General features: G+C 71.3%; 14 protein-coding genes. 3 read left to right on the top strand and 11 right to left on the bottom strand.

The annotated features are described in order from the left end of the window. Window positions 1-11 precede the first annotated feature (11 nt). From ACQPW6_RS37035 to ACQPW6_RS37025, 3 genes are all read right to left on the bottom strand, one after another. Window positions 12-989: an EamA family transporter gene (locus ACQPW6_RS37035; RefSeq protein WP_433894114.1), complete on the bottom strand. Its 978-nt coding sequence runs from the start codon at window positions 987-989 to the stop codon at window positions 12-14. Between the two features lie 12 nt (window positions 990-1,001). Continuing rightward, window positions 1,002-1,556, bottom strand: coding sequence for a Clp protease N-terminal domain-containing protein (locus ACQPW6_RS37030; RefSeq protein WP_433894113.1), 555 nt, complete (start codon window positions 1,554-1,556; stop codon window positions 1,002-1,004). Window positions 1,557-1,692: 136 nt separating this feature from the next. After that, window positions 1,693-2,421 (bottom strand): pyridoxine/pyridoxamine 5'-phosphate oxidase, encoded by a 729-nt coding sequence (locus ACQPW6_RS37025; RefSeq protein WP_433894112.1) that lies wholly within the window; start codon window positions 2,419-2,421, stop codon window positions 1,693-1,695. Between the two features lie 101 nt (window positions 2,422-2,522). Between ACQPW6_RS37025 and ACQPW6_RS37020 the strand changes: the two genes are divergently transcribed. Next, window positions 2,523-3,065, top strand: coding sequence for an HAD domain-containing protein (locus ACQPW6_RS37020; protein WP_433894111.1), 543 nt, complete (start codon window positions 2,523-2,525; stop codon window positions 3,063-3,065). 89 nt (window positions 3,066-3,154) lie between these two features. Here the strand turns inward: ACQPW6_RS37020 and ACQPW6_RS37015 are convergent, their stop codons facing one another. Beyond that, window positions 3,155-5,440: a glycoside hydrolase family 3 N-terminal domain-containing protein gene (locus tag ACQPW6_RS37015; protein WP_433894110.1), complete on the bottom strand. Its 2,286-nt coding sequence runs from the start codon at window positions 5,438-5,440 to the stop codon at window positions 3,155-3,157. Between the two features lie 168 nt (window positions 5,441-5,608). Between ACQPW6_RS37015 and ACQPW6_RS37010 the strand changes: the two genes are divergently transcribed. Continuing rightward, window positions 5,609-6,628 (top strand): LacI family DNA-binding transcriptional regulator, encoded by a 1,020-nt coding sequence (locus ACQPW6_RS37010; protein WP_433894109.1) that lies wholly within the window; start codon window positions 5,609-5,611, stop codon window positions 6,626-6,628. A gap of 102 nt (window positions 6,629-6,730) precedes the next feature. Here ACQPW6_RS37010 and ACQPW6_RS37005 read toward each other — a convergent pair whose 3' ends face one another. The 5 genes from ACQPW6_RS37005 to ACQPW6_RS36985 all read right to left on the bottom strand — a co-directional run bounded on the left by ACQPW6_RS37005 (window position 6,731) and on the right by ACQPW6_RS36985 (window position 14,169). After that, window positions 6,731-7,339: a PadR family transcriptional regulator gene (locus tag ACQPW6_RS37005; protein ID WP_433894108.1), complete on the bottom strand. Its 609-nt coding sequence runs from the start codon at window positions 7,337-7,339 to the stop codon at window positions 6,731-6,733. 140 nt (window positions 7,340-7,479) lie between these two features. Next, the gene (locus ACQPW6_RS37000) at window positions 7,480-8,544 is read right to left on the bottom strand and encodes a pyridoxal phosphate-dependent aminotransferase (RefSeq protein WP_433894107.1); all 1,065 of its coding nucleotides are present in this window, start codon (window positions 8,542-8,544) and stop codon (window positions 7,480-7,482) included. 12 nt (window positions 8,545-8,556) lie between these two features. After that, the gene (locus ACQPW6_RS36995) at window positions 8,557-9,483 is read right to left on the bottom strand and encodes a 2-hydroxyacid dehydrogenase (protein ID WP_433894106.1); all 927 of its coding nucleotides are present in this window, start codon (window positions 9,481-9,483) and stop codon (window positions 8,557-8,559) included. After that, window positions 9,480-13,280 (bottom strand): TIR domain-containing protein, encoded by a 3,801-nt coding sequence (locus tag ACQPW6_RS36990; RefSeq protein WP_433894778.1) that lies wholly within the window; start codon window positions 13,278-13,280, stop codon window positions 9,480-9,482. The genes ACQPW6_RS36995 and ACQPW6_RS36990 overlap by 4 nt, the downstream gene beginning before the upstream one ends. Before the next feature lie 142 nt (window positions 13,281-13,422). Further along, window positions 13,423-14,169, bottom strand: coding sequence for a 2OG-Fe dioxygenase family protein (locus ACQPW6_RS36985; RefSeq protein ID WP_433894105.1), 747 nt, complete (start codon window positions 14,167-14,169; stop codon window positions 13,423-13,425). A 172-nt stretch (window positions 14,170-14,341) separates the two neighbouring features. Here ACQPW6_RS36985 and ACQPW6_RS36980 point away from each other — a divergent pair, with 172 nt between their 5' ends. Then, window positions 14,342-15,163, top strand: a complete 822-nt coding sequence (locus ACQPW6_RS36980; protein WP_433894104.1) for a PhzF family phenazine biosynthesis protein — start codon at window positions 14,342-14,344, stop codon at window positions 15,161-15,163. 22 nt (window positions 15,164-15,185) lie between these two features. Here the strand turns inward: ACQPW6_RS36980 and ACQPW6_RS36975 are convergent, their stop codons facing one another. Then, window positions 15,186-15,989: a CPBP family intramembrane glutamic endopeptidase gene (locus ACQPW6_RS36975; protein WP_433894103.1), complete on the bottom strand. Its 804-nt coding sequence runs from the start codon at window positions 15,987-15,989 to the stop codon at window positions 15,186-15,188. 134 nt (window positions 15,990-16,123) lie between these two features. After that, entirely contained in the window at window positions 16,124-17,614 is a 1,491-nt protein-coding gene (locus ACQPW6_RS36970) for a glutamate--cysteine ligase (protein ID WP_433894102.1), read from the bottom strand. Between the last annotated feature and the right edge of the window lie 308 nt (window positions 17,615-17,922).

The following is a 17,922-nucleotide window of genomic DNA, read 5'->3' as shown; positions in this document are numbered from 1 at the left end:
CACTGCGGCCTTTACCGGGTGGGTGCCGGCTGCGGCAGCTCCGCGCCCGGTACCGGGGCCGTCGGTGCCTGCGGGCGGGAGTTGGAGGCCGCGGCGGTCTGCGCGACGAAGGCGCCGGCCAGGACGAGCACGCCGCCGGTGACCTGGAGCGGCCCGAGGTGCTCGCCGAGCAGGATCCAGGCCAGTACGGTGCCGACGACCGCTTCGAGGCAGGCCACCACCCCGGCCACCTGCGGGGTCAGGCTGCGCACCGCGAGGACTCCGGTCAGGTAGGCCAGGACCGTCGAGACCAGCACGATCCAGGCCAGCAGCAGCGCGGCCGGCACCTGCCGGTCGCCCAGCGCGGTCTGGTGGCCGAGCACCGCCCAGTGCATCTGCCACGGCCGGGCGGCGGCGGTCAGCAGCACCGTGCCGACCAGCAGGCCGTGGGCGATGACGGCGACCGGCTCGGGGGCGTCCTCGCCGTGGCTGCCGTGGTCGGCGAGGACGAAGTAGGCGACCTGGCAGCAGGCGGCGCCGAAGGCGCACAGCAGGCCGACCGGGTCGAAGGCGAGTCCCGACCAGATCTCGACCACGCAGGACATGCCGGCCACCGCGAACAGCACGCCGACCGCCGCGGCCCGGGTGACCGGCCTGCGCTGGACGAAGCGGACCCAGCCGAGCAGCAGCGCGGGGCCGAGGAACTCCACCAGGATCGCGACGCCGACCGGGATCCGGTCGATCGCCAGGAAGTACAGCGCCTGGCAGCCGGTGACGCCGAGCACGCCGAAGCCGGCCACCAGGCCGAATCGGCGGCGCAGCAGGCTCCGGTGCCGCCAGGCGACGGGCAGCAGCACCAGCGCCGCGCCCGCCACCCGCATCCAGACCACGTGCAGCGGGTCGAGCCCGGCCTCGATCAGCGGTTTGGCCGCGACCCCCGAGCCGCCGAAGGCGAAGGCCGAGAGCAGCGCGAGCCCGAGTCCCCTGTTGCCACCCTGACGTGTCCGCATCGGGTCATGATGTCAGCTCGCGACAGGACCGTCATCCCGATAGCCACTGTCATCGCGGTGGCTCGCGGCACCGTCCCCGAAGGTGCCCACGTCGATGCCGGCCGCCCGGAACACATCCATCGCCCGGCACTGCGGGTCGGCGGCCAGCGCGTGCAGCAGATCGACGCCGTCGGCCCGCAGCCGGCCGCCCCGCCGGGCCAGCACGACGGCCGCGCGCATCGCTGCGGCGGCGGACGGGCTCCAGCCGGGCGCGGCCCCCTCCCCGACGGTGGGCAGCTCGCCCGAGTCCTCGACGCTGCCGTGCCAGCGCAGCCCGTAGCCGATGCTGCGCTGCACCAGGTAACCGAGCATCCGGGCGGACTGCCCGCCGCCCGCGTCGCAGGCCGCGTAGGCCCGCGGGTCGTTCTCCAGCAGCGAGTGCAGCAGGTGCGCGGTGTCCACCTGCCGGTCGCCGTCCCGGGTGGCGCGCCGCCGCGCGCTGGCCACCACGGAGTGCACCTCGACGGTGAGGTGGGCGTCGTCCGCCAGGTGGTTCAGGTCGAGCCCCGGCCCGTGGTGGCTGTACACGCCATTCACCTCATCAGGCCGGCCCGGCGTGGCGCATCGGCTCAACGGGGCATTCACGTCTCCACCGCTGGAGGGGGTCGTCCGTTCGGCGCGTCATCCCCTGGGATGAGTGGCCGGAATCAAGGCGTGAGGCGGGTCACGGCCACAGCAGCGTACGGGTCCACCCGTCGCCCTCGCGCAGATACCGTACCCGCAGATGGAAGTGCCGGGGGTCGGCCTGGAAGAACTCCGCCCCGGTCGCCCGCAGCCGGTAGAGGGTGTGGCCCTCGGGTACCCGGTCCGGTTCTGCCGCCACCAGCGCCGCGGCCTTGCGCCGCTCGCGCTCGTACTCCTCGGGTCCGGCCAGCGGCTCGCTCATCCGGCCGGTGAACCCGGCGGTCCTGGCCCGCTCGCCGCGGCCGAGGAAGTCCGCGCGGGTGGCCTGCTCGTCCAGCGCGGCGACGGTGCCGGTCATCCGGATCTGCCGGCCGTGGGCGGGCCAGTACCAGGTCAGCGCGGCCCGCGGGTTGCCGGCCAGGTCGCGGCCCTTGCGGCCGCTGCCGGCGTCCGAGGCGAAGTCATAGCGGCAGCCGGCCGAGTCGATGCCGCGCAGCATCAGCACCCGGGCGCTGGGCGCGCCGTCGGCGCTCGCGGTGCTGAGCGTCATCACGTGCGGCTCGGGCACCTCGTCGTCCAGCGCCCGGCTCAGCCAGCTCGCGAACAGCGGGCCCGGCGCGTCCGGCGCGGTCCGCGGGTCGAAGTCGGGCAGCGGTCCGGCCAGTACCGGCGCCTTGCGGGCCCGGGCGAGCAGCAGTTCGTCGCCGCCCGCCGGGGACCCGGCCGTGCCACCGTCGTCGCTGTTTCCGACGCCGTCGCTCTCGCGCATATGTCCTCCCGCCGGGCCCGCAACCGCGGGCGACCGGTCCGTCGTCACTGTCAGGCGAACTGCACCGGGCATGCCGTCCGGCATCAGGGAAGGAGAGGCCCATGGCGGTCAGACCCCTGCTCTTCCTCGACGTCGACGGTGTGCTCAATCCGGTGCTGCCGTCGCCGGACTTCACCGTGTACGACATCCTCACCCACACGGTGCTGCTCTCGGCGCGGCACGGCCGGTGGCTGCGGGAACTGGCGCACACCTACGACCTGGTCTGGGCGACGACCTGGGAGCACGAGGCGAACCGGCAGATCGGGCCGCGCCTCGGGCTGCCGGAGCTGCCGGTGGTGGAGTTCACCGGCTACCGGCCGCGGCCCGGCGACCCGCGGTTGCCGGCCGCCGAGCGGTACGCGGGCCGCAAGTGGGCGCCGATCCTGCGGTACGCGGCGGGGCGGCCGTTCGCCTGGACCGACGACGTGATCCCGCGCCGGCTGGTGCGCCAGTCGCTGCTGCGCACCGACCGGCTGCTGCTGCCGGTCAATCCGGCGCACGGGCTGCCGCGGGCGCATGTGAACCGGCTGCTGGCCCGGCCGCCGACGCTGTCCCGGCACACCCGGCGGGCCCGGCCGGCGCAGATACCGGCCCACCAGACGTGAGAGGCCGCCGACGGAACGCGCCGGGCCGCGGCCGGGGGTTCGCCCCGCCGCGGCCCGGCGTCAGGTGTCCGCCGGCCAGTGCTTGGTGGTCAGCGCACGGTCACCGTGGTGGTCTGGGTGCCCGCGGTGAACACGTACGCGCCGCGCGCCACCTGCTGCTTGCCCGAGCCGTCGATGTCGCCCGGGGTGACCGCGAGGCGGCTCGGCGGCACATCGAGCGCCACGGTCTTGGACTTCCCGGCCGTCAGGTGCACGCGAGTGAAGGCGACCAGCTTCCGGGACGGGGCCAGGACGTCGCTCGACGGCTGCGACACGTACACCGGTACGACCAGATCTCCCGCCGTGCCACCGGTGTTGGACACCTTCACCTTCAGGTGGACGGTGTCACCCGCGCGCACGGTCTTCGTCCACGGGGTGATGGAGGAGAAGTCGTAGCTGGTGTACGACAGTCCCGAGCCGAACGGGTAGGCGGCGTCCACCGTGGACTCAGGACCGCTGTTGGTGCCGGGCAGCTGCTGGTAGTACATCGGCTCGTTGCCGATGTCCTTGGGCCAGCTGACGTTCAGCCGCCCGCTCGGGTTGACCTTGCCGAACAGCACGTCGGCGACGGCGTTTCCGCCCTCGGAGCCGGGCAGCCAGGACATCAGCAGGCCCTGGGTGCCGTCGGCGTCACCGAGCACCAGCGGCCGGCCGGCCAGCACCACCGTGACCACCGGCTTGCCGGTCGCCTTCAGCGACTTCACCAACGCCTGCTGGTCGGCGCTCAGTTCGGGCCGCGGGCTGTCGGCGGCCCCTTCAGCGGCGGCCTTCTCTCCGACCACGACCACGGTCAGGTCGGCGTTCTTTGCCTGCGTGACGGCGTCCGCGTCGGTCGTGGCCTGCACCACGGTGGTGCCGGCCGGTGCTGCCTTCTTGATGCCCTGGAGCACGGTGGTGCCGGGCAGCGTGACCCCGTCGGGCACGCCCTGCCAGCCCACGGTCCAGCCGCCGGCCTGGTCGTTGATGTCGTCGGCGTAGGAGCCGGCCACCACGATCTTCTTGGCGGAGGACGGGATCGGCAGCGTGCCGGCCTCGTTGCGCAGCAGTACCTGCGACTCGTCGGCGGCCTGCCGGGCCAGCGCGGTGTCGGCGCCGAGCACCCGGGCGTTCGCCTTCGAGGCGTCCACGTAGGGGTGTTCGAACAGGCCGAGCTCGAACTTCATCGTCAGGATCCGCGACACCGACTCGTCGATCCGCTTGACCGAGACCAGGCCGCGCTGCACCGCGGTCCTCAGCCCGTCGCTCCAGCCCTGCGCGTCGTAGGGCTCCATCGCCATGTCCAGGCCCGCGTTGACCGCCTTGGCGATGGCGTCGGGGTAGTCGGCGGCGATGTGGTAGGAGGTCTGCAGCGCCCGTACGTCCTGCCAGTCGCTGACCTCGACTCCCTTGAAGCCCCACTGCTTGCGCAGCACGTCGGTCAGCAGGTAGTGCGAGGAGGTGGCCGGGATGCCGTTGACGGCACCGGAGTTGACCATCACGGTCTGCGCGCCGGCGTCGATCGCCTGCTTGTAGGAGGGCAGCAGGGTGTCCTGGAGGTAGCGCATCGACACGTCGCCGGGCACCCGGTCGTGGCCGTTGCCCGGCTCGCCGTAGCCGGGGAAGTGCTTGACGGTGGCGGCCACGTTCTTGGCGCCGCCGGCGTCCTGGATGCCCTTGACCGCGGCGGCGGCCATCGTGCCGGACAGCAGCGGGTCCTCGCCGAACGTCTCGTAGTAGCGGCCCCAGCGCTGGTCGCGGGCGATGTCGGTGACCGGGGCGAAGTTCCAGTCGATGCCGGTGGCGGCCACCGAGCGGGCCGCGCTCGCGCCCTCGCCCTTGGCCAGCGACGGGTCCCAGGTGGAGCCCATGCCGATCTCCTGCGGGAAGATCGTGGCGCCCAGTACGTTGTTGTCGCCGTGCACGGCGTCGATCCCGTACAGGATCGGGATGTGCAGCCGGGAGTTGGTCACCGCGTATTTCTGCACGGTGTTGACCATCTCGGCCCAGTTCTGCGGGGTGTTGGCCGACGGTCCGGCGCCGCCGCCGGAAAGCACCGAGCCGGCCGCGTTGTCCACCAGGACGTTCTTCATGCAGGATTCGGTGAACGCGCCGCCGCTCCACTGGCAGTCGCCCTGCATGTTGACGACGGAGATCTGGTCCATCTGGCCGATTTTCTCGGACAGTGTCATCCTCTTGAGCAGGTCGTGCACCCGGACGTCAATGGGTGCGCGGGCGTTGGTGTAGCTGGGGTCGTCACCGGCCTGTGCCGGTACCGACGCGACGGCGGCCACACAGGCGGCCGTGGTGGCCAGCGTCAGCAGGGTTCTGAGCCGAAGTCGTCGTGCGTTCATTGGCATCGCAGGCGTCCCGTTTCCTGTTGGCGGCCCGGTTCTTCCGGGCCGACTGCCGTAAACGATTCCGATCGGCGGGAAGTCTGTCGGCGTGTCAGTACATCGTCAAGACTGTACGCAGGAGGCGTTTTTGACACGTCCCCTCGAAGCCGACTCACGTAGAACGGGGACGCCGTGAACATTCGTGAACTGGCCCGCCGCAGCGGCGTTTCGACCGCTACCGTGTCCCGGGCGCTGAACGACCGGGCAGAGGTGAGCGAGGCCACCCGCGCGAAGATCCGGCGGCTGGCCGCGGAGTTGGGCTACGCGCCCAACGAGCCGGCCCGCACCCTGGTCCGGCGCCGCTCCGACACCATCGGGCTGATCTGGGACAGCGGCCAGGAGGCGCAGGGGCTGCACAACCCGTTCCTGCTCGGCCTGTTGAGCGCGGTGCGCACCGCGGTCTCGGAGTCCGACTACCACCTGATGCTGCTGACCACGCCGGGCGCGGAGGACCCGGACACCGCCCATCTCCAGGCGGTGCGGCGGCACAACCTGGAGGGCGTCATCGTGCTGACCACGCCTCCGGACGACCGCTGCCTGCGGGTGCTGGCCGCCTCCACGGTGCCCTGCGCGGGCATCGACACCGCGTTCACCGGGCCGCACACGGTCCGGGTCAGCTCCGACAACGCGGCGGGCGCGGAGGCCGCCGTGGACCACCTCTACGCGCTCGGGCACCGTCGGATCGCCACCGTCACCGGCCCGCTGCACCTGCCGCCGGCCGCCGAGCGGCTCGCGGGCTACCAGCGGGCCTGCGCCCGCCTGGGGCTGCCCGTGCCGCCGGAGTACGTGACCGAGGGCGACTTCTTCCTGGAGAGCGGCGAGCGGGCGGCCCGCCGGCTGCTGGCGGTGCCCGACCGGCCCACCGCGATCTTCGCGGCCGGCGACCAGATGGCGATCGGCGCGATGCACGCGGCCGCGGACGCCGGTCTCTCGGTGCCGCGCGACCTGGCGGTGGTCGGGTTCGACGACATCGACGCCGCCGCGCTGGTCAGGCCGGCGCTGACCACGGTCGCGCAGGACCAGCGCGCGCTGGGCGAGACGGCGGTGGAGGCGCTGCGCGGGCTGCTCGACTCCGGGCTCACCCAGTCGGCGCGGGCGCAGATCGTGCCCACCCGGCTGCTGATACGCGGATCGAGCCGGACCGGGGCGTGAGGCCCCGGCCCGGCTCGTGACGTCCGACGTCAGGTCGGCCGCTGTCGTGACGGCCGGTGGACCGGCGGCCCGGACTCGCGTCCGTGCCCGCCGCTCCGCCGGTCAGCTGTCCGCCCCGTCCTCGTCGGCGAGGATCAGGTACAGCTTCTTGCGGGCGTCGTTGACCACGGCGAGCGCCTTGTCGCGCTGCTCGGGCGTTCCGGTGGCCCACACCTGGCGGAAGGCCTCGATCAGGCCGCCGCCGACCTTCCTTATCTCGTTGAGCGCGTCCCAGTCGACGCCTCGGTCGGCGTCCTCCCAGGGGGCCTCGGGACCGGCTTCCGCCTCGGTGGTGCCGGCCTCGGTCAGCGTGAACAGCTTCTTGCCGCCCTCGCTCGCGCTGGTGATCAGGCCCTCGTCCTCCAGCAGCTGGAGCGTCGGGTACACCGAGCCGGGGCTCGGCTTCCACGCGCCGCCGCTGCGCTCGGCGATCTCCTGGATCATCTCGTAGCCGTGCATCGGCCGGTCCTTGAGCAGCGCCAGAATCGACGCCCGCACATCACCCCGCCGGGCCCGCCCCCGCGGCCCACCGCGCCCGCGGCCTCCACCGGGCCCGAAAGGCCCGCCGAAGGGCGGCCCGAACGGCCCGAAAGCCGCGCGTCGTCCTTCACCTTCGCCCCAGCCGTGCCGCCCGGGGCCATCGTGTCCATGTCCGTGTCGTTGGGAATGCATGATGTTTCTCCTTGATAGATCGTTCGCAAGTCGTTGATCGCTCGCGATGCGTCAACGATATATCGGAACTGTTCGCAGAGCAAGCCCTTCCCATGCCTGCCGCATCGATCCGATCGCGAACGGCCCGCCTGCACCGGGCCTTAGGGCTGTGACCAGCCCGGATAGAGAAGGTTGACGCGGACGTGGTCGTCCAGGTCGTGGAGGCCGAAGAAGCGCTGGTCCATCACGATGGCCTCCTTCATGGACTCGTCGTCCAGGACGGCGAAGGTGTAGTAGCCCGCCTCCGGGGGTGCGGCCTCGGAGCGTATGACGCCTGACTCCAGCAGCCGGTGCCGCTCGGACTGGATGTGGGCCACCAGTGCGTCGTTCGACTCGTCCGAGTCGAGTACCTCCATGATCCGCAGGGCGAAGCGCTCGTTGGTGGCGCTGGTCGCGCCGGTGATGTTCGCGCAGGCGTAGCGCAGTGACTGGCGGTGCTGGGGAGGGAGCAGCAGGTACGCGAAACGCGTGCCGTGCACGGCCAGGCTCTTGGTCGGGCAGACGATGCGGAACGTCTGGTCCGGCTCCAGCCCGGACGTGGGTTCCCGCCGCGAACCGCGGTCCCAGCGGGCGTACTGGAAGGTGCCGTCGACCAGGACCAGGGAGCCGGTGCGCCGCTGCCATCGGGCGATCCGCTCGATCTGCCGCTCGTGCACGGTGGTGCCGAAGACCCAGATGGGATCGCACAGGACGAGCGCGGACTTCCGCTCCGGCAGGTCCAGCTCCGCCGACTCGCTGTGCAGGAGGCCGGCACTGGCCTGGCGCATCGGGATGCCCAGGGACGAGCAGAAGTAGTAGCACGAGTAGTACACCGGCGGTACGTAGCAGACCTCCTCGACGCCCATCTCCCGTAAGGCGAGGAAGAAGCCCAGCAGGAGCGGGCTCGACCCGGAGGACACATAGACCCCCTCCGGGCGGTAGCCCACCCCGTCCGCCCGGACGTGGAAGCGCGCGATGGCCTCGGACAGCGCGGCGGAGTCCGACAGGAAGCTGTAGCTCTCCAGCATCTGCGGGCTCGGCGCCGCCGTGTGCGTACTGTCGAGGTAGCGGCCCACGTACGGGTGGGTCGTCTGCCAGCCGGACAGGAAGCGCCCGGTCCTGTTCGCCCGTGAGATGTCGTCCAGATCGCGGTGCAGTCGGAGTAACTCAGCGTGCGAAACGCTCATTCTCGCCCCCAGTCAGACGGTCCGGTGGACCGGCCGGCCCACCAGTGCACTCCCGATCGTGTCGATCCAGGTGGCTGCCCGCCGGTGCACGCTCTCGGCGGTGTACCAGCCGCGGGACGGCGTCAGCACGGTGTTCGGCAACCCGAGGTAGGGGTCCGCGGCACCGATGACGTCGAGCCCCGCTCCCGCGATGGTGCCGCTGCGCAGCGCGTCGGCCAGCGCCCGCGGATCGATGAGTTCGTCGGAGGAGATGTTGACGACGTAGGCCGTGGGCTTCATCAGGGCGAGCGTCGCGGAATTGAGCAGATGGTGGGTCTGCCCGGTCAGCGGCAGGCAGAGGAAGACCACGTCGGCCGCGGCGAGCAGTTCATCAAGTTCCACTTGGACCGCGCCCGCCACGTCCTTGCGGCTCCGGCTGCAGAACCGCACCTGCATGCCGAACCCCCGCGCGATCGCGCAGACCCGCCGGCCGATGTCGCCGACGCCGACGACGCCGGCCGTCCTGCCCTCCAACTCCACGGCGAGGTGCCCTCCCGGGGCACTGCCCCGGCGCAGCTCCTGGTCGAGTTCGGCGATGCGGCGGTTGGCGGCCAGGAAGAGGGCCATGGCGTGCTCGGCGACCGAGGACCCGGTGTAGCCGGGCGTGTTGCACACCGCGACGCCGTTCGCCCGGCAGTAGTCGGTGTCCACGTAGTCGTACGCGGTGCCGGTCGTCACGATGAGCCGCAGGTCCGGCAGTTTCTCCAGCACCGTCCCGCTGAGGTCCCGGTTGGCGGTGACCAGGATCTCGGTGCCGTCGGCCGTGATCTCCCCGTCTGCCCGCCACACCGGGCGCACCAGGGATTCCAAGCGCGGCCGCAGATCGTCCGGCACCTCGTCGGGGTCGATCAGCAGCAGGGTTCTGGGCGCTGCCTGCGGATCGGCGAATGCGAGGGTCAAGACTCGGTCCTTTCCATGTCTTCCCCGCCTCGGCGGGGCGATCGTGCGATCTCTTCCAGAGTCATCCGCAGCCAGACGGCGATGTCGGTGAAGGCCGCGTCCGGGTTCGGCCACGCGGTGACCGGCCTGCCGTCGCGCGGCAGCGCCTGGAGGGCGCCGAACGGGAAGCCGTTCCAGTCGCAGGCCCGCAGCATCACCGGTATCACCCGTGCGGTGTTCTCGTGGTGGCGCTCCATGGCCCGGGTCATCTCGATGTCCCGGCAGTAGTCGGAGGCCAGGAAGTCCGCGCTGATGAGCAGCAGGATGACGTCGGCCGACTCCAGGTTCGCGTCGATCGCCCCGTCCCACTCGTCGCCCGGCCGGATCTGCCGGTCGGACCAGGAGTCGAGCAGCCCGCGCCAGCGCAGCAGGCTGAGGTGCTTGTCGAGCTGCGAGCGCAGTTCGTCATCACGGTGGGAGTAGGAGATGAACATCCTGGCCGGCCTGGCGGACGCGGGCAGGATCGCGGCCTGGCCCTCCAGACGGGCCGAGGGGCCGGCCGCGCCCGGCTGGACCACCGGCGCGGAGGGCGACTCGAAGGCGCCGAGCATCAGCAGTGAGGCCTTCTCCGCGGGGGTGATGCCGTGGCAGCCGGTGATGTCGAACCCCTCGAACTGCCGGGCGACGCGCAGTGCGTCGCCCTCCTCGAGCTCGGGGAAGGAGTAGCGGCGGATCGCCTCGTCGCTGCCGACGGCGACGATCCCGTGGCCGTCGTCGTGCAGGGCGATCGACCGGATGGTGCCGCTCGGCTCCGCCGAGATGCCGCGCAGCCGTAGCCCGTCCGGCGACCAGGCCCGCAGATAGCCGTCCTGGCCGCCGCTCACGAAGGAGTCAGAACGCGGCGGGGCCAGCAGCGAGAGGATCGCGCCGTCATGGGCGCGGGTCTGGGCGCGCAGCGTGCGGCTCCGCAGGTCCCACAGCCGCAGCACGCCGTCGCTGTCCCCGGTGGCACACAGGTCGTCGTCGAGGACGCAGACACTGGTGACATGCCGGTCGACGGTGTCGAGCAGCTCCGACTCGCCGTCCGCGGTGTGCCAGAGCCTGGTCTGCCCGTCCTCGCCGACCGAGACCATCCGCTGCCCGTCCCGGGTGTACTGGACGGCCCGCACGCGCGCCTCGTGCCCCACGAGGGTCTGCGCGCCGCCGCGTCCCTGGACGTCCCAGATCCTGATGACCCCGTCGGCCCCGGCCGCCGCGACGCTGTGCCCGTTCGGCTCGAAGACCACCGTCCACAGCCAGTTGCGTGATCCGGTCAGGACGGCGGACAGCTGGTTGCCGCGCAGGTCCCACAGCCGTACGTCCCAGTCCTCGCCCGCCGTGGCCAGCAGGTGGCCCTCCGGGTGGAAGGCCACCGCGCGCACTCCCGCGGTATGACCGCGCAGTTCGGTCAGGCAGTCGCCGGTGGCCGGATTCCAGAGGCGGACGAGCTGGTCGTGGCCGCCGGAGGCGATCAGCCGGCCGTCGGGCGAGACGGCCACTCCGAGCACCGTGCCGGAGCTGCCGGAAAGCACCTCGAGGCACTCGGCGTTGGCGGTGTCCCAGAACCGGATCGTGGAGTTGCGGGCCACCGTGGCGAAGTACCGGCCGTCGCTGTCGGCGGCGACCGGCCACACCGGTCCGTTCGGGCTGCTGATCACCCGGTCGCAGCGGGCCGCCGAGGGGTCGGTGATGCTCCACACCCGGATGGTCTCGTCGTGGCTGCCGGTGACGAGTACGTCGCCGGTGGCGTTCCTGGTCACGGCCAGCGCCCACACCGACGAGGTGTGGCCAGGCAGCTTCGCCACCAGGCTGCGGCTCTCCAGGTTCCAGACCCGGATCGCACCGTCGTCGCAGCCGACGAAGACATGCCTGCCGTCGGCCGAGAACTTCAGGCACCGCCCGGCCACCGGCTCGCCGCCCTCCAGCGGGATCTCCTCACCGGTGGCGGTGTCCCAGACCCGCAGGCAGGTCGCGTCGACAGCGGCGGCGATCAGCGTGGACGTGGGCGCGCTGTGCAGACTCCAGATCTCCGCGTCGATGGCGCACAGCACCCGCGGTTCCGCCGCCCTCGGCTGCACGGACCAGGCGAGGATCCGCCGGTCCTCACCGGCGCTGAACAGCGTGCGCCCGTCGGCGGAGAAGACGACACTGCGGGTCTGGCGGTCGTGGCCCACGAAGTCGGTGGGCAGATTGGTCGTCAGATCCCAGATCCTGATCCGGCCCCGTTCGTCGGCGCACGCGAGCCGTCCGCCGTCCGGGGAGAAAGCCAGCGCCCTGATCCAGTCCGCCTGCCAGGGCAGCGTCCGCAGCCTGGTGCCGTCCGGCACGTTCACCAGGACGACGGAGCCGCCGCTCTGCCCGATCGCGGCGACCTTGCCCTCGGGGGAGAACTCCACGGCGAAGACGTAGTGGTACACGCCGGGAAACCGGCAGCCGGCGAACTCGGTGGAACGCGCGACGGCGTGGAAGACACGGAATCCCGACAGGTCGAGCTGCCGCAGCACCAGCTCCGACAGGTCGAGTTCCGTCAGGACGCTGCTCCACGCCTGGTACACGGATAACGCGTTCGCGGCCAGGTAGCTGCCGTAGGCGTCGTGCCCGCTCCTGGACGCGTCCAGGAGCGCCTGCAGCCTCGGCACCACCTGGGTGGCGGAACCGAGCCGGTCCTGGAGCATGTGCATCATCGGCTGGGACAGGAAGCGGCGCTGCGCCTCCCGCACATGCTCCGGCATCGCCGCGTCCACCACGGCGAACCAGGTCAGCACGTCGGGCTCGCCGGTACGGACCTCCTCGACGCATTCGAGGTTCAGCCGGGCGGTCACGAACTCCTGGATCATGTACTGCAGGTAGAAGCTGCCGCCGCTCTCCTGGACCAGTGAACGGCGCCGCAGCCGCTGCAGCAGGGTCGCCCCCGACTCCGCTCCGGCCCGGGTCCCGACCAGGATCTCGCGGACCGTCAGCGGCCGTCTGGCCGCCGCGAGCTGGAAGAGGACCATGCGTTCGGGGCGGGTCAGCCGTTCGAAGTGCTGATGGAACAGGCCCTCGAGTTCGCCGAAGAGGAACTCCCCCGACTCCACGAACCGGGCGATGCTGCCGTCGTGCACATCCAGGATGAGATCCGACGCGAGCTGGATCGCCAGCGGGTTGCCGTCGTACTTGCCGACCAGGTCTCCCCGCATCCGCACGTCGCCGTGCAGGCCCCGGCGGGCCAGCAGGGTCCTGGCCGGGACCTTCGGCAGTCCCTGGAGGTGCAGGGCCCGCACCGTGGTGCTCGTCTCCCGCAGAAAGGAAGGATTCTCGCGTGAGGTGATCAGCACGGTCGAGCGGTGCGGTTCTGAGGCCAGGCACCGCAGCAGGGCGCCGTACTCCTCGTACGCGGGGCGGAATTCGTTCGAGAAGCGCTCCGAGTCGAGAAGCACTTCGAGATTGTCCAGAACGACCAGGCACGCCTCGTCGGTCAGGCACGCCATGAGCTGTTCTATCGGCGTCCCCACCGCCTGGGTGTCCCGTTCGGGGAACAGCGAGAGCATTCCCTGCAGCAGTTCTTCCACGGACGGCGCGTTCGTCAGGGATACCCAGATGGTCCGCCGGGGCAACCTGGTTCCGGCGTGGGCGAGCCGGTAGGCCAGCGCGCTCTTACCTACTCCGCCGAGACCGTATACGGTGCAGACCCTGCAGCCGGACTCGATGAAATTGAGCAGCTTGCTGACTTCCCGCGTACGGTCCACGAACTCGTCCGGTGGCACGTGATACGTGCTGAACAGGTACGAGACTGGCATGGCTCTCACATCCAGACTGTCCCGGTGGGGACGCGGGCGCCACGAACACCGCCTCCGCGGTCGGGCACAGGCGAGCGACGGCAGCGCGATTCTAGCGGCACTGCGGCGGACCGTAGCGCATCGCTTTCACCCTGTCAGCGCGCTATACGGCCTTCACCATGGGCGTGATGTCCACCAGGACGACAGCCCGTTCACCCGGTCCTGACCGCTCTCCCCGGCGGATCGGATCGACGTGGTGACTGACCCGTTCGTCATGGATGCCATAGGAGTCGAGTGGTTCCTCCAGGTCGAAAGTCGCCATCAGCGACCCGGCCGGAATCTCACCCGGCTGAGAACCGGAACAGGCCGCTTCCGCGACGTAGTTCCGGCCGCCGACGGCGTTGCGTTTGTACACCAGATGGGCGAAGTGGAAAGGCTCGCCGTCCTGGTGCAGGAAGTTCGGCGAGGACACGGCGCTGCCGCCGCCCTCCGCGACGGCGAGTTTGATCAGGTGCACGCCGACATGCATCGGAGCGCTCCGCTCCCGTTCGCCCCACCAGGTCTGGGCGAAGTCGAACAGGACCATCCGCTCCAGCAGGGGATTGCCTTCCGTGCCGGCGGAAATGGCCGGAAAATAGCGCTCGGCATCGGGGTGTTCCGGGTTGTATCCGCCCTGGAAATAGTGGGTGACATCGCCGAGCCGCGGATCGGAGGTCTTCGGCACCCAGTGCAGTACCCCCTCCCAGGGGAGAAGCACGGCGCAGGAATGCCTGCGGTAGCGGTGCAGCAGCGGGTCCCCGTACGGATCCGGCGGCAGGTCGCCGAACTCCTCTCTCAGCTGCGGGTACCACTCCTTGATCAGCCCCGGCTCCAACTCCGAGCCGAGTGCGAAGCGTTCGAAACCGTCCACTGCGAGCGACGGTTCTCGCTGTCCGTTCACCCGATCCCCTCCCCTGCTGCCGGCCGCCCCGCCCCGTGGACACCACGACGGAACGTGCCCGGTGCGAGAGACCGCCAATCCCGGCAGAGGTTCGAGGCATAGGGCGGGTACGGAGATCAGCCAGGTCGCCTAGGCTCACGCCATGCGCATCCGTACCGTCGACGCCTTCACCGACCGCCCGTTCGCCGGAAGCCCGGCCGGCGTGCTGCTGCTTGACTCGGACTCCTTCCCCGCCGACAGCTGGCTGCAGCAGGTCGCCGCGGAGGTGAACCTGTCCGAGACCGCGTTCGCCCACCCGCTGACCGACGCGCCGGACGCCGACTGGGCGCTGCGCTGGTTCACCCCGGTGACCGAGGTGGGGCTGTGCGGCCACGCCACGCTGGCCACCGCGCACGTGCTGCGGACCGCCGGCATAGCCCAGGGCACGGTCTGGTTCCGTACCAGGGCCGGCGCGCTGTCCACGGCCGCGGCCGGTGACGGGACGATCACCCTGGACTTCCCGGCCGCGCCGCTGACCGCCGCGAAGCTGCCCGACGGGCTCGCCGAGGCGCTGGGCGCGGAGCCGCTGACCGTGCTCGACACCGGCCCCGACTGCGGTGACCTGCTGGTCGAGGTCGCCGACGAGCAGACCGTTCGCGGCCTGGCACCGGACTTCGCCCGGCTGGCCCGGCTGTCGCAGCGCGGTGTGATCGCCACCGCCGCGGCCCAGGACCCGTCGGCGGGCTACGACTTCGTCTCGCGCGGCTTCTTCCCCGCGATCGGCATCGACGAGGACCCGGTCACCGGCAGCGCGCACACCGCGCTGGCCCCGTTCTGGTCCGAACGGTTCGGCCGCACCGACCTCACCGGCTTCCAGGCCTCGGCGCGCGGCGGCCGGGTGGTCACCAGGGTGCACGGCGGGCGGGTGCTGCTGACCGGCACGGCGGTCACCGTGATCGACGGCGAGCTGCACGCGGTCCCGTAAGGAGCGTGCCGGTGCCGGGGACTCAGCCGGTGGGCAGCCAGCCCACCTTGCCGGCCAGCAGCGCGTAGCCGACGAAGGCGACCGTGTCGATCAGCGTGTGCGCCGCCACCAGCGGGCCCACCCGGCCCCAGCGGCGGTACAGCAGGACGAAGACCACGCCCATCGCCATGTTGCCGACGAAGCCGCCGATGCCCTGGTAGAGGTGGTACGAGCCGCGCAGCAGCGCGCTCGCCACGAGGGCGCCGTTCGCGCTCCACCCCAGCTGGCCCAGCCTGCGCAGCAGGTAGCCGACCACGATCACCTCCTCCAGCACCGCGTTCTGCGCGGCGGAGGCGATCAGTACCGGGATCCGCCACCAGACGGCCGGCAGCGACTCGGGTACCACGGTGAGGTTGAAGCCGGCGCCGCGCGCGCCCAGGTAGAAGGCGAGGCCGGTGCCGCCGATGACGGCCGCCACCGCCGCTCCCCAGGCCAGGTCGCGGCGCGGCCGGGTGAGGTCGAAGCCGATCGCCCGCATCCCGACGTACTCGCGGGCCAGCAGGTAGCCGACCAGAGCTACCGGGGCCAGCGCGCTGAGGATGTAGAAGACCTGCCAGGCCAGGTCGAGCCAGGGCCGGCCGGGCGCGGCGGACTCCACGATCTGCGCGGTCTGGTTCTTCAGCGCGCCCGGCTTGGTGACGTCGCCGATGAAGTGGATCAGCGCGGACACCCCGCTGGCGCCGAGCGAGAGCGCCAGCACGATCAGCGTCTCGTTGCGCAGCAGGCGCCGCCGCGCCCCGGCGTCCGCCGTGCCCGCCTCGCCCACCTCGTACGACTCCGTCTGCACGCGGTCCTCCCAGTGACGTCGTCCCACCCCCGGCACCGGCCGTGCGTGATCAGGCCGCGCATGCTCCGCATCAGGCTCTGCCGTGGAACGTCACCGTATATCGGCAACCTGGGACGACGACGGCGGCCCGGCCGTCAGGGCACCTGCGGCCAGCAGTGCACCGGTTCGCCGCCCTCGACGTGCTCGCGGTAGCGCTGGGTCATCGCGGCGAGCGCGGCCCGCCGGTCCAGGCCCCGTTCCAGCAGCCGGTGGAAGGCCGCGGCCTGCCACTCGGCGCCGTTGGTGCGCAGCCGGCAGCGCTGCTCGATGATGCCGAGGTAGCGGTCCCGGTCGGCGGGCTCGATGTCCCACGCGTCGAGGCCGGCCGCGGCGAGCGGCAGCAGTTCGTCCCTGATCAGGTCGGCGGCCGGCACCTCGACCAGGCCGCCGCGGGGCTTCGGCCAGTGCAGTACGGCGCCGATGCCGTACCGGCAGGCCGCGTCGAAGTTGGCCGCGGCCACCCCGAACGGCAGCCGGTGCCACACCGGGCGCGGCGCCTCGGCCAGCGCGCGGACCAGCCCGTAGTAGAAGGCGGCGTTGGCCACGACGTCGGCGACGGTGGGCCCGGCGGGCATCACCCGGTTCTCCACCCGGAGATGGGGCACGCCGTCCACCACCTCGTAGATCGGCCGGTTCCAGCGGTAGATGGTGCCGTTGTGCAGGCTGAGCTCGCGCAGCCGCGGCACTCCGCCGTCGTCCAGCACCCGGACCGGGTCCTCGTCGTCGCAGATCGGCAGCAGCGACGGGAAGTAGCGCAGGTTCTCGGCGAACAGGTCGGCCGCCGAGTCGATCCAGCGCTCCCCGAACCATGTGAGCGGGCGTACGCCCTGGGCCCGCAGCTCCTGCGGGCGGACGTCGGTCGCCTGCTGGAAGAGCAGCGGACGGGTCTCGCGCCACAGCTCCCGGCCGAACAGGAACGGCGAGTTGGCGCCGGCGGCGATCTGCGGGCCGGACACCGCCTGGGCGGCGTTCCACACGGCGGCGAACCGGCCCGGGGTGACCTGGAGGTGCATCTGGGTGGAGGTGCAGGCGGCTTCGGGGGCGATGGAGGCCGAGGTGTAGACGAGGTGCTCCACGCCCTGGATGTCCAGGGTGATGTCTTCGCCGCGCATCGCGAGGATCCGCTCGTTGAGCAGGGTGTACCGGTCGGCGCGGGAGAGGTTGGCGGAGACCAGGTCCTGTGCCTCCAGGGTGGGCAGAATTCCCACCATGACGATGTAGGCGCCCACCTCGCGGGCCTTGCGGTCGGCATAGCCGAGGCCGGTGCGCAGTTCCTCGGCGAGCCGGTCGAGGACGCGGCCGGAAAGCCGGTGCGGGGCAATATTAACTTCAATGTTGAACTGTGCCAGCTCGGTCTGGAAATCCCGGCTCGCGATGCGCTCGAGAACCTCTTCGTTCATCATGCGCGGCAGCCCGTCGGAATCCGCGAGATTCAGCTCGATCTCCAGGCCCATGAGATTGCGCGGCCGGTCGAAACGCCCCTCCTCCAACAGCCGCTCCAGCCCCACCAGACACTGCTGGAGCTTGCGCCGGTACATGCGGCGGTCGGACAGGTCGAACCCGTTGGCAACGACCTTCTCCCCCATCGGAGCTCCTTCCCGGCGCCGCTGCCGTACCTGGCCCTCATCGGAGGATGCCCACCCAAATGATCGATAACGCCATGAGGGACCTCCGGTACCCGCTAGGCTTGATGTAGCCGCCACCGGGGAACGTTCCAGTGGCACATTCGCCCGTCACCGCACCTGCGTAAAGCTCGCGTGAATAGCACCGGCGAGATCCGGCCGTCCGCGATGAGCGGAAATGACCGCGCCCGGCTGCTTAACCTGCGGGAATGCGGTGGACACCCTCGCCAAGGAAGGCGAATTCTCGTCTTGCGCGTAATACTGGCTGCGAC

Source organism: Streptomyces sp. CA-111067, assembly GCF_050956065.1.
Classification (GTDB): Bacteria; Actinomycetota; Actinomycetes; order Streptomycetales; family Streptomycetaceae; genus Actinacidiphila.
This window is presented reverse-complemented; position numbering and strand designations above follow the sequence as displayed.

Bases quoted from the DNA above. Each gene is read 5' to 3' on its own strand.
- ACQPW6_RS36990 (WP_433894778.1), bottom strand. From the start codon at position 13,280: ATGCCAGTCTCGTACCTGTTCAGCACGTATCACGTGCCACCGGACGAG.
- ACQPW6_RS37035 (WP_433894114.1), bottom strand. From the start codon at position 989: ATGCGGACACGTCAGGGTGGCAACAGGGGACTCGGGCTCGCGCTGCTC.
- ACQPW6_RS37005 (WP_433894108.1), bottom strand. From the start codon at position 7,339: ATGCATTCCCAACGACACGGACATGGACACGATGGCCCCGGGCGGCAC.
- ACQPW6_RS37000 (WP_433894107.1), bottom strand. From the start codon at position 8,544: ATGAGCGTTTCGCACGCTGAGTTACTCCGACTGCACCGCGATCTGGAC.
- ACQPW6_RS37025 (WP_433894112.1), bottom strand. From the start codon at position 2,421: ATGCGCGAGAGCGACGGCGTCGGAAACAGCGACGACGGTGGCACGGCC.
- ACQPW6_RS37015 (WP_433894110.1), bottom strand. From the start codon at position 5,440: ATGCCAATGAACGCACGACGACTTCGGCTCAGAACCCTGCTGACGCTG.
- ACQPW6_RS37020 (WP_433894111.1), top strand. From the start codon at position 2,523: ATGGCGGTCAGACCCCTGCTCTTCCTCGACGTCGACGGTGTGCTCAAT.
- ACQPW6_RS36980 (WP_433894104.1), top strand. From the start codon at position 14,342: ATGCGCATCCGTACCGTCGACGCCTTCACCGACCGCCCGTTCGCCGGA.
- ACQPW6_RS36970 (WP_433894102.1), bottom strand. From the start codon at position 17,614: ATGGGGGAGAAGGTCGTTGCCAACGGGTTCGACCTGTCCGACCGCCGC.